Annotated in this window: 11 protein-coding genes; 5 read left to right on the top strand and 6 right to left on the bottom strand. The window is 70.6% G+C overall.

Annotated elements, in window-relative coordinates; all coding sequences use genetic code 11:
• Nucleotides 1-2 precede the first annotated feature (2 nt).
• Both ACNI65_RS02110 and ACNI65_RS02105 read right to left on the bottom strand, forming a co-directional pair.
• The gene (locus tag ACNI65_RS02110) at nt 3-752 is read right to left on the bottom strand and encodes a DsbC family protein (protein WP_416760897.1); all 750 of its coding nucleotides are present in this window, start codon (nt 750-752) and stop codon (nt 3-5) included.
• A 76-nt stretch (nt 753-828) separates the two neighbouring features.
• Entirely contained in the window at nt 829-1,938 is a 1,110-nt protein-coding gene (locus tag ACNI65_RS02105) for an FAD-dependent monooxygenase (RefSeq protein ID WP_416760896.1), read from the bottom strand.
• A gap of 173 nt (nt 1,939-2,111) precedes the next feature.
• Between ACNI65_RS02105 and ychF the strand changes: the two genes are divergently transcribed.
• Nucleotides 2,112-3,203 carry a redox-regulated ATPase YchF gene (gene ychF / locus ACNI65_RS02100; protein ID WP_416760895.1) on the top strand — a complete coding sequence of 364 codons (1,092 nt, stop codon included), beginning with the start codon at nt 2,112-2,114 and terminating at the stop codon, nt 3,201-3,203.
• A gap of 78 nt (nt 3,204-3,281) precedes the next feature.
• On the opposite strand, the gene ACNI65_RS02095 is transcribed toward ychF, so the two are convergent.
• From ACNI65_RS02095 to ACNI65_RS02080, 4 genes are all read right to left on the bottom strand, one after another.
• On the bottom strand, nt 3,282-3,710 hold the full coding sequence (locus ACNI65_RS02095) for an STY0301 family protein (protein WP_416760894.1): 429 nt from the start codon (nt 3,708-3,710) through the stop codon (nt 3,282-3,284).
• 20 nt (nt 3,711-3,730) lie between these two features.
• Nucleotides 3,731-4,198, bottom strand: a complete 468-nt coding sequence (locus ACNI65_RS02090) for a BPSL0067 family protein (protein WP_416760893.1) — start codon at nt 4,196-4,198, stop codon at nt 3,731-3,733.
• Between the two features lie 143 nt (nt 4,199-4,341).
• Complete coding sequence (locus ACNI65_RS02085) at nt 4,342-5,211, bottom strand: alpha/beta fold hydrolase (protein ID WP_416763549.1); 870 nt, start codon at nt 5,209-5,211, stop codon at nt 4,342-4,344.
• 261 nt (nt 5,212-5,472) lie between these two features.
• On the bottom strand, nt 5,473-6,186 hold the full coding sequence (locus ACNI65_RS02080) for a CerR family C-terminal domain-containing protein (RefSeq protein ID WP_416760892.1): 714 nt from the start codon (nt 6,184-6,186) through the stop codon (nt 5,473-5,475).
• Nucleotides 6,187-6,293: 107 nt separating this feature from the next.
• On the opposite strand from ACNI65_RS02080, the gene ACNI65_RS02075 reads away from it, so the two are divergent.
• The 4 genes from ACNI65_RS02075 to ACNI65_RS02060 all read left to right on the top strand — a co-directional run bounded on the left by ACNI65_RS02075 (nt 6,294) and on the right by ACNI65_RS02060 (nt 13,440).
• The gene (locus tag ACNI65_RS02075; protein WP_416760891.1) at nt 6,294-7,451 is read left to right on the top strand and encodes an HlyD family secretion protein; all 1,158 of its coding nucleotides are present in this window, start codon (nt 6,294-6,296) and stop codon (nt 7,449-7,451) included.
• Complete coding sequence (locus ACNI65_RS02070; RefSeq protein ID WP_416760890.1) at nt 7,444-9,009, top strand: MDR family MFS transporter; 1,566 nt, start codon at nt 7,444-7,446, stop codon at nt 9,007-9,009. Before ACNI65_RS02075 ends, ACNI65_RS02070 begins: the two co-directional genes overlap by 8 nt.
• Nucleotides 9,010-9,029: 20 nt before the next feature.
• Nucleotides 9,030-10,541, top strand: coding sequence for an efflux transporter outer membrane subunit (locus tag ACNI65_RS02065; protein ID WP_416760889.1), 1,512 nt, complete (start codon nt 9,030-9,032; stop codon nt 10,539-10,541).
• A gap of 109 nt (nt 10,542-10,650) precedes the next feature.
• On the top strand, nt 10,651-13,440 hold the full coding sequence (locus tag ACNI65_RS02060; RefSeq protein WP_416760888.1) for an ATP-binding protein: 2,790 nt from the start codon (nt 10,651-10,653) through the stop codon (nt 13,438-13,440).
• The last annotated feature ends 129 nt before the right edge of the window (nt 13,441-13,569 follow it).

Genomic DNA, 13,569 nt, shown 5'->3' with positions numbered 1-13,569 from the left:
GCTCAGGATTTCTTGGGCGTCTTGCCCGGCGCCTGGATGGCCTGCAGGCGCTGCTCGAGCTGCTGCGGGCTGAGCGCGCCCGGTGCGCGGGTGCCGTCCTCGAAGAGGATGGCCGGGGTGCCGGTCACGCGGATCTTCTGGCTCAGCGCCAGGTTGCGGTCGATGGCGCCGGTGTCGCACTTGGCGTCCGGCTTGGGCAGCGCGGTGCCGTCGATCATCCAGGTGCGCCAGGCGGTGGTGCTGTCCTTGGCGCACCAGGCGGCGCGGGACTTGTCGGGCGAGTCGCCGCCCAGGATGGGGATGACGAAGGTGTAGACGGTCAGGTTGTCCATCTCCTGCAGCGACTTCTCGAAGCGCTTGCAGTAGCCGCAGTTCGGGTCGGCGAAGACGGCGATGCGGCGCTTGCCGTCGCCCTTCTTCCAGACGATCGCGTCCTTGAGCGGCAGCGCGGCGAAGTCGATCGCGGTGAGCTTGTCCAGCCGCTCCTGCGTGAGGTTCTTGCGGTTCTTCAGGTCGAGGATCTCGCCCTCGATCAGGTACTGGCCGGTGGCGTCCGTGTAGCGGATCTCGGAGCCGATGCGCACTTCCCACAGACCGGCGATGGGGCTGACGCGCACCTCGTCGATCTTGATCTCCTTGGGCATCACCGCGGTCAGGTTCTTGCGGATCGTGTCCTCGTTGGCCTGGGCCGAGCAGCCGATGAGGCCCAGCGCGGCAAGCGCCAGGGCGGAGAAGGACGGGAGCAACTTCATGGAGGACTTTCGAAAGCGGTTCAGCGGCGTGACGCCAGGCAGAGGGGTGCGCGGAGAGTGCGACAGGCGGGGCCGGTCAGTGCCCCAGCGCGCGGTCGGTCAGCCATTTCTTGAGCGGGCCGGCGCGCTCGACGAGGCGCAGGCCCTCGTTGCGCAACCGGGCGATGACGGGCGCCTGGCTGGCGAAGCCGCGCAGCAGGCCGTCGGTGAGTTCGCCCATGGCCCAGGTCGGGGCGATGCGGGCGCGCTCGTAGCGGCGCAGCAGCTTCTCGTCGCCGAGGCCACGCCAGGATTCGCGCTGGGCGATCACGTCCACCAGCGCCTGCACGTCGGCCAGGCCCAGGTTCAGGCCCTGGCCGGCCAGCGGATGCACCAGGTGGGCGGCGTCGCCCAGCAGCACCCAGCCGGGGCCGCAGAGCCTGTCGGCGCGGCACAGCTGCAGCGGCCAGGCCTGGCGCTCGCCGGCGAGCTGCAAGGACCCCGCGGCGCCGCCGGTGGCCTCGAGCAGCGCGGATTCGAACTCGGCCGGGCCGGCGGCGAGCAGCCGGCGGGCCTCGTCCTGCGGCATCGACCAGACCAGCCCGTAGCTGTGGCCCGGCGACGGACGATCGAACGGCAGCAGCGCCAGCACGTCGGGCGAGCGGAACCACTGCCAGGCCTGCCCCTGGTGCGGCTTGCTGGCGATGAGCCGGGTGGCCACGCCGAGGTGGCCGTAGTCGTGGCGTTCGTAATGGACGCCGAATTCCTGGGCGGCGGCGGTGTCGCGGCCCTCGCACAGCGCCTGCAGCGCGGCGGGAACGGGTTCGGTGACGCGCTGGACATGCGGCGCGAAGCGCAGCGCGGCGTCCAGTTGGTCCTCCAGCGCGGCGGCGTCGACGATGTGGGCCAGCTCACCGGTGCCCTGCTGCCAGGCGCTGAAGTGGAGCTCGGCACCGGCGCGGTCGCCGTGGATGCGCATGTCGTGGATGGGGGTGCGGGCGTCCTCGGCCAGGCCTTCCCAGACGCGCAGCCGGGTCAGCAGGGCGACGGACGCGGCATTGAGCGCATAGGCGCGCACGTCGGCGCTGGTCCTCGCGGGGCTGGGGCGGGTCAGCAGCGCCACGCGATAGCCGCGCGCGCCCAGCGCCAGGGCCAGGCTGCGGCCGACGCAGCCGTTGCCGCGGACCAGGACGTCAAACATTTCCATGGGCGGCGATTGTAGGCAGCGGCGCGAGGCGGATTCCCGGGGCCGGCTGAGCGGGCGTTCGGTGGGGATTGGCGGCTTGACTAAAATGCCGGTTTCGCCCGCGCGCGACCGGCCTGATGCCGAGCGGCGGGCCCGAACACCCGGATCTCCAGCATTTCCCCCGAAAGCGAACCATGAGCCTCAAATGCGGCATCGTGGGCCTGCCCAACGTCGGCAAGTCCACCCTCTTCAACGCGCTGACCAAGGCCGGCATTGCCGCCGAGAACTACCCTTTCTGCACGATCGAGCCGAACGTGGGCGTCGTGGAGCTGCCGGATCCGCGCCTGGCGGCGCTGGCGGAGGTGGTGAAGCCGGAGCGCATCGTGCCGGCGATCGTGGAATTCGTGGACATCGCCGGCCTGGTGGCGGGCGCGTCCAAGGGGGAAGGCCTGGGCAACCAGTTCCTGTCGCACATCCGCGAGACGGACGCGATCGTGAACGTGGTGCGCTGCTTCGAGGATCCGAACGTGATCCACGTGAGCGGCAAGGTCGATCCGATCGCTGACATCGAGGTGATCCAGACCGAGCTGTGCCTGGCCGACCTGGGCACGGTGGAGAAGAGCCTGCACCGCTACAACAAGGTGGCGCGCGCGGGTGACAAGGAGGCGATCGCGCTGGTGAAGGTGCTGGAGAAGTGCCAGGCGGCGCTGGACCAGGCCAAGCCGGTGCGCACGATCGACTTCAGCAAGGAAGAGCTGGTGATCCTGAAGCCGTTGTGCCTGATCACGGCCAAGCCGGCGATGTTCGTGGGCAACGTGGCCGAGGACGGTTTCGAGAACAACCCGTTCCTGGATCGCCTGAAGGAATACGCGGCGGCGCAGAACGGTCCGGTGGTCGCGATCTGCGCGAAGACCGAGGCGGAGCTGTCGGAGATGGAGGATGAGGATCGGGCGATGTTCCTGGCGGAGATGGGCCAGGACGAACCGGGTCTGAACCGGCTGATCCGCGCGGGCTTCAAGCTGCTGGGCCTGCAGACCTACTTCACGGCGGGCGTGAAGGAAGTGCGCGCGTGGACGATCCACATCGGCGACACGGCGCCGCAGGCGGCTGGCGTGATCCACACCGACTTCGAGCGCGGTTTCATCCGCGCGCAGACGATCGCCTTCGACGATTACGTGCAGTTCAAGGGTGAACAGGGCGCGAAGGACGCGGGCAAGATGCGCGCGGAAGGCAAGGACTACGTCGTCAAGGACGGCGACGTGCTGAACTTCCTGTTCAACGTCTGATCGAGCGCGGCCTCCCGGCCGCCCTCTTCAAGTGAACGCCCGCGGATGCGGGCGTTGTCCTTGGCAGGGGCAGGCGTCTCAGCGACAGCCGGCTTCCTTCAGCCTGAACGCGGTATCACGCGTGCGCTGGTTGACCAGCTTGCATTCGCTGTAGCCCTTGAGCGGACGCACCAGCACCACCGCCGTGCGGTGGTACGAGCACACCGCGTACGCGTCCTCGAGCTCGGCCACCTTCCAGGTCGCCGTCTCCGTGACGCCTCCCTTGGCATCCTTCTTTTGCTTCAGGTCATCGTAGATCGCGCCGTCCGACTTCGTCACCGGGCCGAAGTTGATCTGGAATCCTGTCAGCACATGGCGGGTCGGCCCCTCGCCTTCGACCGTCGCCGACCAGCCGTCAGGCGCGACCGCGACAGCACGCTGCTCCGTCGGTCCGAGTTCAGCCGGGCAGGAGAACGCCGGGGGAGCTGCCAGGACGGCGGCGCCGCCGAGCAGCAAGGTGAGCGGCAACGCCGCTTGAAGAAGGACTTTCACCATTGGATCGTTGCGTAGTCGAGACCGCGATAGAAGTAGGTATTGGCCTTCTTGTGGGCCGTGGGGTCGAAGTAGACCTCACGTTCCTTGATCACTTCAGCGCCACGGTACTGCTCGACGATCTTGAAGCCGATCACCGTGCCGCTCTTGTCCTTCACCACGCCGGAGAAGAAGCCCGAATGCTGCCCCGTCGACCCGTTCGGATAGAAGCCGGCAGCATTCCAGCCGCTCGCGATCGGCGTGCCCGTTTGCAGCGAACTCACCACCGACGGCGTCAGCGCTGTCCCCTTCTTCCAGTTGTCGGGCTGCGTGCGCGGCGCCGCGGCCAAGGCCTTCACCAGCTCCGCGCACTGGATGCTGCCGTCAGGCCGCAGCACGGGCGGCTCACCCACATGTCGTGAGATGTTCGGCACGACGCCGAAGTGTTCGAAGTAGCTTCGTGTCGCAATGGCGGCCGCGGTCATGGGAGTCCTGAAGATGACGGATGCGGCGGAGTCTAGGGATCGGCGCGCCGACGCCCTACTGACCTTCGTCACCTGCCCGCATGACCGCGGGGCATCGCCACATCCGATCGTGAAGATCGCGTGAGCGCGCCGCCATCACGGCATCAACGCGGGGCCAGGAACTCGCTCACCGCCTTCACCGTCACCGCGGGCGCTTCCTCCATCAGCCAGTGGCCGGCTCCGGGCACCACGAGCTCGGTGACGTTCGTCGCCGCGTTGCGCATCACGATCGCCTCGTTCGCGCCGAACGACTTCTCCCCGCCGATCGCCAGCACCGGCATCGTCAGCTTCGTCTTCACCGACTCCGCGTTGTCCTCCGCGTCCTTGCGGATCGCCAGGAACTGCGCGAACGCCGCCTTCATCGCCCCCGGCCGCGCATACAGCTTGGCGTAATGCCGCCGCGTCGCCTCGTCGACCTTCGACGGATCGCCCGCGAATTCATTCCAGAACCGGTCCAGGTAGATGCGCTCGCGCCCCTTCACCAGCCGCAACGCGTCGTTGCCGCCGAAATCGAAGTGCCACAGCGCGGGCAGGCGCACGATCTGCTCCCACGGCGGGACGCCCGGCACCGGCGCATCCATCACCACCAGCTTCGTCGTCTTGTCCGGATATCGCGCCGCGTAGGCATACGCCACCATCGTCCCGATGTCATGGCCCACCACGTCGGCCTGGTCGATGCCCAATTGCTCCAGCACCGCGCGGATGTCGCCCGCCTGGGTGCGCTTGTCATAGCCGCCCGCGGGCTGCGACGACAAGCCCATCCCGCGCAGGTCCGGCACCACCACGCGATGCGTCTTCGCCAGCTCCACCGCCAGCGGCGTCCACATGTCGCCGGTGTCGCCGAAGCCGTGCAGCAGCACCACCGCCGGTCCGCTGCCGCCCACGCGCACATGCATCGTCACCTCGCCGGCGCGCAGGTCGCGGATCTCGAAGCTCTTCGGATACGCGCCCGGTGCCGCCTGCGCCGCGCCCATCGGCGCCAGCGCGCCGAGCACGCCCGCCGCGCTCATCAGCGCCACGGCGGCGAGCCGCCGCCAGCCGCGTTGAGAGGAAGTCTGGAAGAGATGGCTCACGAGGCTCTCCGTCGCAGCGGTTCCGGGGGCCTGAAGCGGCACCGCATCGGGGTCTGCGTGGGTCGCAGTGTGGTCGCCCCACCCCGATCGCGGAAGCCGTCGTCCCGCAAAACTGGCGTTCGCCTTCGCCGAACAGCGGGGCTCAGCGGCGCTCTACGGGGCTCAGCGCGCCTCGGCCCGCCACTGGTCCATCAGCACCCGGCTGTGCTCGCGCGACGCGCGCTTGATCGTGGCGACCTCCTCCGGCCCGAAGCGTTCCCACCCGAGCTTGGTCAGCATCGTGCGGCGCCCCAGCGAGAACACCATCACCTGCCCGCACAGCATCATCACGCGCATCGCCAGCAGCGGATCCTTCAACGGCATGCCGCAGTAACGCGCCACCACGCGCGCCGACAGCTCGCCCATCTGCGGGCGCAGCGTCTTGTCGAAGATCTCGAACAGCACGCCCGGCGCGTGCCCGATCTGCTCATGCGCGATGAACAGCCGGCGGTACTCGGCGTCGTCGGGGAGCAGCTGGAAATCGGTCAGCGCGTCCAGCATCCGGCCGAAGGCCTCGAAGAGCTGGTCGGGCGTCGCGTCCGGATCGTCCAGCACGGCCTTCGTCTCCAGCACCACCGGCCCGAAATGCGCGGCGGAGCTGTCCGCGATGTACTGCGCGCACGCCCGGTACACGCCTTCCTTGTTGTCGAAGTAGTACTGCAGCGCCGGCGCATTCACGCCCGCCGCCTTGGCGATCTCACGCGTGGACGCGCCCTCGAAACCGCGCTCGCTGAACAGCCGCAGCGCCACTTCGATGATGCGGCGGCGCGTCTCCTCGCCGCGCGCATAGGCGGCATCGGCGCGGTGTCTGGGGGCTCGGACGGGACGTTCGGTCATGTGTAAAGCTGGCTGAAGTCAAAAATATACCAGTTGACAGAAATCTTCCAACTGGAAAAAGATATCGACCGGAATAATTCTTCGAGCCGCATCCGCCGGCCACGCCCATGTCCTCCCCCACTTCCGCCGGCCCGAACGCGCCCTCCTCCCCTTCCGCCGCCCCTTCCGTCCCGCCTTCCGCTGCCCCCGCCCGTCGCAAGCCGGTCCTGCTCGTGATCGCCGCGGCCGCGCTGATAGCCGCCGGCGCGTACGGCGTCCACTGGTGGACCACCGGCCGCTTCATCGAGACCACCGATGACGCCTACCTCAAGGCCGACAGCGTCACCGCCGCGCCCAAGGTGGGCGGCTACGTGACGCAGGTCTATGTCGTGGCCAACCAGGCCGTGAAGCGCGGTGATCCGCTGGTCAAGCTGGACCCGCGCCAGTACCAGGCCGCCGCCGACCAGTCGCAGGCGACCATCGATGGCCGCAAGGCCGACATCCGCCGCTTCGAGGCGGACATCCTCCAGCAGCAGGGTCAGCTCGCGCAGACCCGCGCGCAGGCCGAAGCCTCGCGCCTGGCGCTGGCGCACGCGCAGGACGAGGTCGCCCGCCACACGCCGCTCGCCGCCACCGGCGCCACCACCGCCGAGCGCCTGGCCGAGCTGCGCAACACGCGCGATCAGGCCGTCGCCACGCTCGCCGCCGCCGAGGCCGCGGTGAAGGCCGCCGACGGCCGCCTGAAGTCCAGCGAGGCGCAGGTCGCGCAGTCCCGGGCGCAGGTCGAGGCCGCCGAGGCGGCGCTGCGCCAGAACCACCTGGACGTCGACGACACCGTCGTGCGGGCCTCCATCGACGGCCGCGTCGGCGACACCACCGTGCGGGTGGGCCAGTTCGTGCAGCCGGGCACGCGGATGATGACCGTCGTGCCGACGCAGGAGGTCTACCTCGTCGCCAACTTCAAGGAGACCCAGATCGGCCGCATGCGCGCCGGTCAGCCCGTGGCCTTGCACGTCGACGCCCTGCCCGACCTCGACCTGCGCGGCACCGTCGAGAGCTTCTCGCCGGGCACCGGCGCGCAGTTCGCGCTGCTGCCGTCGGAGAACGCCACCGGCAACTTCACCAAGATCGTCCAGCGCGTGCCGGTGCGCATCCGGCTCCAGCTCGATCCCGCGACGGCGCCCGCGCTGCGCGAGCGCCTGCTGCCGGGCCTGTCGGTGACGACCGATGTCGACACGCGCGGCTCGCGCGAATCCGGCGACGCCAGCGAAGCACGCCATGGCTGAGCGCGAGCCCAACGCCCAGGCGGGCGACTGGATCGCCGTCGCGGCCGGGGCGCTCGGCGCGCTGATGGCGACGCTGGACATCTCGATCACCAACTCCGCGCTGCCGCAGATCCAGGGCTCCATCGGCGCCACCGGCACCGAGGGCACGTGGATCTCCACCGGCTACCTGATGTCGGAGATCGTCATGATCCCGCTGGCGGCCTGGCTGACCCGCGTCTTCGGGCTGCGCAACTTCCTGGTCGGCAACGCGGCGCTGTTCACCTTCTTCTCGGTGCTGTGCGGGCTCTCAGGCAGCCTGCCGATGCTGATCCTGGCGCGCATCGGCCAGGGCTTCACCGGCGGCGCGATGATCCCCACCGCGCAGACCATCATCCGCACGCGGCTGCCCCGTCACCAACTGCCCGTGGGCATGACGCTGTTCGGGCTGATCGTGCTGCTGGGGCCGCTGCTCGGCCCGGTGCTGGGCGGCTGGCTGACCGAGAACGCCAGCTGGCACTGGTGCTTCTTCATCAACGTGCCGGTGTGCGCCGCGCTGCTGGCGCTGCTGCTGCTGGGACTGCCCGCGCAGCGCATGCACCTGGAGGAATTCATCCGCGCGGACTGGCTGGGCATCGTGGGCCTGGCCGTCGGCCTGTCGACGCTGACCGTGGTGCTCGAGGAAGGCCAGCGCGAGCGCTGGTTCGAGTCCTCGCTGATCGTCGTGCTGAGCCTGGTGTCCGCGGCGGGCATGCTGCTGATCGCGCTGTCGCAGCGCTACGCGGCCAAGCCCATCCTGCGGCTGAAGCTGATGCGCAACTGGCACTACGCCAGCGTCATCGTCATCGTGTTCACCGTCGGCGCGGGGCTGTACTGCATCTCCTACCTGGTGCCGCAGTTCCTGGCGCTGATCGCCGGCTACAACGCGCAGCAGTCGGGCGCGATCATGCTGCTGGCGGGCCTGCCGGCCTTCGTGATGATGCCCATCCTGCCGCGGCTGATCTCGCGCGTGGACCTGCGCGTGATGGTGATCCTCGGGCTGGTGGCCTTCGCCGCGAGCTGCCTGCTCGACATCAGCCTCACCGCGCAGAGCGTGGGCCACGACTTCGTGGGCTCGCAGCTGCTGCGCGGCGTGGGACAGATGCTCTGCATGATGCCGCTCAACCAGGCCTCGATGGCCACCGTCACGCGCGAGGAATCGGGCGACGCCGCCGGCATCTACAACATGGCGCGCAACCTCGGCGGCTCGGTCGGCCTGGCGGTGATCGGCACCTTCATCGACCGGCGCAACAGCCTGCACGTCGAGCGCCTGGGCGAGTCGCTCAACGCCAACTCGACGCTGGTGCAGGAACGCGTGGCCGGCAGCGCCGCGAGCCACTTCGCGCAGGTCGGCGATTTCGCCTACGCGCAGATGCAGGCGCTCAAGGAGATCGTGCTGACGATCCATCAGCAGGCCAGCGTGATGACCTTCTCCGAGACCTTCTACCTCCTCGCCGGCGCGCTGCTGCTGTGCATCCCGCTGGCGCTCACGCTGAAGACGCCGCGACCGGGCCAGTCGCCGGCATCCAACGACGCGCATTGAACGCGTCCACCGAGATCCCCATGAATGATTTCCGATTCCCCCGTCTCCTCACCGGCCTGACCACGCTGTCCGCGATCGCGGCGGCGGCGGCCGCGATGCTGATGCTGAGCGGCTGCACCACCGTCGGCCCCGACTACACCGGCCCGCCCGCGGTCGCCGCGGACGCGCTCGCGCAGGGCCGATTCGCCCGCGATGACGGCGTCCAAGCCGAAGCGGCCGCCTCCCCGCTCCGGTCCCGCTGGTGGTCCGCGCTGAACGACCCGGCGCTGGACGCGCTCATCGAGCAGGCGCTCGCTCAGAGCCCGACGCTGCAGGCCGCCGAGGCCCGCCTGCGCGCGGCCCGGGCCGCGCTCGGCGCCCAGGAGGCCGCCGACCGGCCCAAGGGCTCGGCCACCGCGCTCGGCGCCGGCGTCTGGCAGGGGCCGGGCACCGATCACGAGACCTCGCTGCACCTGTACAGCGTGGGCTTCGACGCGACCTGGGAGGTCGACCTCTTCGGCGGCACCCGCCGCGCGGTGGAGTCCGCGTCGGCCTCGGCGCAGGCGGTGCAGGCCGACCTCGCCGACGCGCAGGTCTCGCTGACCGCCGAGGTGGCCTCGACCTACGTCGGCCTGCGCGCCCAGCAGCGGCGGCAGGCGCTGCTGCGCGGCACCGCCGACGACGAGGCGCAGGCGCTGGCCCTGGTGCGCCAGCGGCGCGACCAGGGCGTGTCCTCGGCCGACGACGTCGAGCAGCGCGCGCAGCAGTCCGAGGCGACCCAGGCCTCGCTGGCGGACTTGGCGGCGCAGATCGCCGCGTCGCTGGACCGGATCGCGCTGCTGACCGGCCAGGCGCCCGGCGCGCTCGATGCCCGGCTGATGCCGACCGCGTCGTCCGCGGCATCCGCGTCGTCCGCGTCGTCCATGTCGACCGCCGGGATCGCCTGGCCGCAGGTGCCTTCGTCCGTTGCCATCGGCGATCCCGCCACGCTGCTGCGACGCCGGCCCGACCTGCGCGCCGCCGAGCGCCGCCTGGCCGGCCACACCGCGCAGATCGGCCAGGAGACGGCGAAGTACTTCCCCAAGCTGAGCCTGCTGGGCAACGTCGGCGTGGCGGCGACCTCGCCCGGTCAGCTGCTGCGCGCCGACAACCTGGCGCTGGCCGCGGTGCCCTACCTGAGCTGGAACTTCCTGGACTTCGGCCGCACCGCCGCCGCGGTGCGTCAGGCCGAGGCCGGGCGCGACGAGGCCCTGGCCAACTACCGCGCCGCGGTGCTGGGGGCGCTCCAGGACGCCAACACCTCGCTGGCGCGCTTCGGCCGGCAGCGCCAGGCCGTCGCCCACCTGCAGGCGCAGCAGGACTCGACGGACCGGGCCTTCGAGCTGGCGCGCCAACGCCGCGCCGCCGGCGCCGCCAGCCAGATCGACCTGCTCGACGCCCGGCGGCGCGACATCGACGCGCGCCTGAAGTCGCTGGACGGCGAGGCCGAGCTGCTCAAGGACTTCGTCGCTCTTCAGAAGAGCCTGGGTCTGGGTTGGGCCGACCCGAGTTGAGGCCACGCCCCCCCGCATTCGGCGGGGTCGTGTCGGATTCCGGTGACAGGGTTGGCGGGACAGCGCAACTCCGCGTTTCGCCGTCGCGCGTCGGCGGTACGCTGGGCGCATGACCGACGCGTCCTCCCTCGCCACGTCTGACTCCCCCACCCCGTCGGCCGACGATTCCGTCGCCGAGCCGCCCGGCGCCGCCGCCTTGGCCCGCCTGGCGCTGCTGAACGTCCTCCTCGCGCTCGTCTACGCGGTGCTGGGCGTGCTGGCGCTCAAGCTGATCCTGCCGCCGGACTTCGTCTCCCCGATCTATCCCGCCGCCGGACTGGCCGTGGCCGCCGTGCTGCGCTGGGGACCGGGCGTGCTGCCGGGGATCCTCGCCGGCGGCGTGACCGTGAGCCTGGCCATCGGGCTGGAACGCGCCCACCTCAATCCGCTGCAGCCGCTGCTCGTGGGCATCGGCGGCGCGCTGCAGGCGTGGCTCGGCGCCCGGCTGGCGCAACGCTGGGTCGGCCCCCATCCGCCCCTGTGCGAACCCGCGGAGCTCGTGCGCTTCCTGGCCGCGACCGCCGGCATCGCCTGCCTGGTCGGACCGAGCTTCGGCGTCGCGGCGCTGTGGCTCACCGAGGCGATCGGCCCGGCGCAGATCGCCGCCGCCTGGCTCTCGTGGTGGGTCGGCGACGCGATCGGCGTGCTGATCGGCGCGCCGGTGTCTCTGGCGATCTTCGGACTGCCGCGCAAGCACTGGGCGCCGCGCCGGCTCAGCGTGGCCCTGCCGCTGGTGGTCGCCTGCGGGCTGCTGTTCGCCGCCACGATGCACGTCGCGCGCAACGAGGAAGGCCGACGCCGCCATGCCTTCGACCTGGAAGCCGCCAACGCGCTGAACACGCTGGCGGACACGCTCGCCATGCCCTTGACCGCGCTGGAGGCCAACCACAGCCTGCTGCTGGTCGCGCCGGGGATCACCCGCGCCGACTTCGAGCGCGCCCATGCGGAGCGCGCCCGCGCGGGCGGCGCGGTCCACGCGGTGGGCTGGGCGCCGCTGGTCGCGCCGGGCGAGGTCGCCGCGTTCGAGCGGGCGGCGCAGGCAGACGGCTACAGCGCCTACCGGGTCTACGAGCGCCGCCGTCCGGGCGATCTCACGCCCGACCCGGCCGCCGACCTGCTGCCCATCCGGCTGATCGCGCCCTATGGCCGCAACCGGCCGGCGCTGGGCGCCAACATCCGCAACATCCCGCAGGCGCGCGCCGGCCAGGACCGTGCGATCGCCACCGGCCAGCCCGCCGCGACGGAGAGCTTCCCGCTGTCGCAGGACGTCGGCGTGACGCTGATGGGCGTGGTCGTCTATCGCGCGATCTACGAGGGCGGCAGCAGCGGCCCGCGCGACGCGACCGGCCGGGCGCGCCGGCCGCTGGGCGTGGCCTTCGCGACCATGCGTCCTGAAGCGCTGCTGCACGATGCGTTGCCGTCGCGGCCGATCAAGCTCGATTACTGCCTGCTGGATGCCACGCCGGGGTCGACCCGCGTGCTGCTGGCCGGCGACGAGCGCTGCCTGAACCTGCCCGCCACACTGCCCAGCCAGTCGCGCGCGATGGACTTCGCCGGCCGCGCGTGGCGGCTGGTCGTCTACAACCCCGCCGGCCTGCCCGCGCTGGACGGCAGCGCCGCCCTGCCCTTCGCGATCGCCGGCCTGGTGGGCACCGCGTTGCTGGGCCTGCTGCTGCTGTCGGTCACCGGCAGCACCGCGCGCGTCGCCAAGCGCGTCGAGGAAGCCACGCAGCGGCTGCGCGACAGCGAGGAGCGCTTCCGGACCATCGTGGAGCACGCGCCCATCGGCGTCGTCTCCGCCGACCTCAACGCGCGGCCGCAGGAGATCAACCCCTACTTCTGCCACCTGCTGGGCTTCAGCATGGAGCAGCTCAAGGCGCGCTCGATCATGGCCATCACCCATCCCGACGACCGCGCCGAGGACAGCCGCCTGGGCATGGCGCTGATCCGCGGCGAGCTCGGGCGCTACAGCCGCATCAAGCGCTACGTCGGCGCGCAGGGCCAGGTGGTCACGGTGCGCTCGACGGTGAGCCTGCTGCGCGACGATCAGGGCCGGCCCTACCGGCTGCTGGGCGTGGTCGAGGACATCGGCGAGCAGCTCCGGCTGGCGGAGCTGGAACGGGCCCATGAAGCGGAACTGGCCGCCAATCGTGCCAAGAACGAGTTCCTGTCCCGGATGAGCCACGAGCTGCGCACGCCGCTCAACGCGATGCTGGGGTTCTCGCAGTTGCTGGAGGCGGACCACGATCCGGAGCTCAGCGCGCGCCAGCGCGGATGGCTGGCGCAGATCCAGCAATCGGGCTGGCACCTGCTGGAGATGATCAACGACACGCTGGACCTGTCCCGGCTGGATGCTGGCGGACTGCGCGTCAAGATCGAGCCGCGGGACCTGGCGCCGCTCGTGTCGGACAGCCTGGCGATGGTCGAGACCCAGCGCCAGCGGCGCGGGGTGGTGGTCGAGGTGGAACTCGCGCCCGACGCGCGGGCCGTGATGGCCGACGCCACGCGGCTCAAGCAGGTCCTGACCAACCTGCTCAGCAATGCCGTCAAGTACAACCAGGACGGCGGAAAGGTCTGGCTGCGCGCCCGCCGGCTCACGGCGGGGACCATCGAGGTCAGCGTGACCGACACCGGCCCCGGCCTGACACCGGCGCAGCTGGGTCAGCTGTTCCAGCCCTTCAACCGCCTGGGGCGGGAGGTCGGCGGGATCGAGGGGACGGGGATCGGGCTGGTGATCACACAGCGCCTCCTCGAACTGATGGGCAGCCGGCTGCGGGTGGAAAGCGCCGTGGGCCAGGGCTCCACGTTCAGCTTCGAATTGCCGGAATCCCTTGCGAATCAATCAGTTGGCGACGCCTGAACACCTGCTAAGCCATTTCTAAGCCAGGGGGTTCACACTTGTTTTTGCAGGTGGGCCCTCTGGAACCAGCCTGAATTTGGGAGGCTTAGCACTCGTCGGCCATGAGTGCTAATATTCCCGTCCATCTGG

This window comes from Roseateles sp. So40a (genome assembly GCF_048081605.1).
Classification (GTDB): Bacteria; Pseudomonadota; Gammaproteobacteria; order Burkholderiales; family Burkholderiaceae_C; genus Roseateles.
This window is presented reverse-complemented; position numbering and strand designations above follow the sequence as displayed.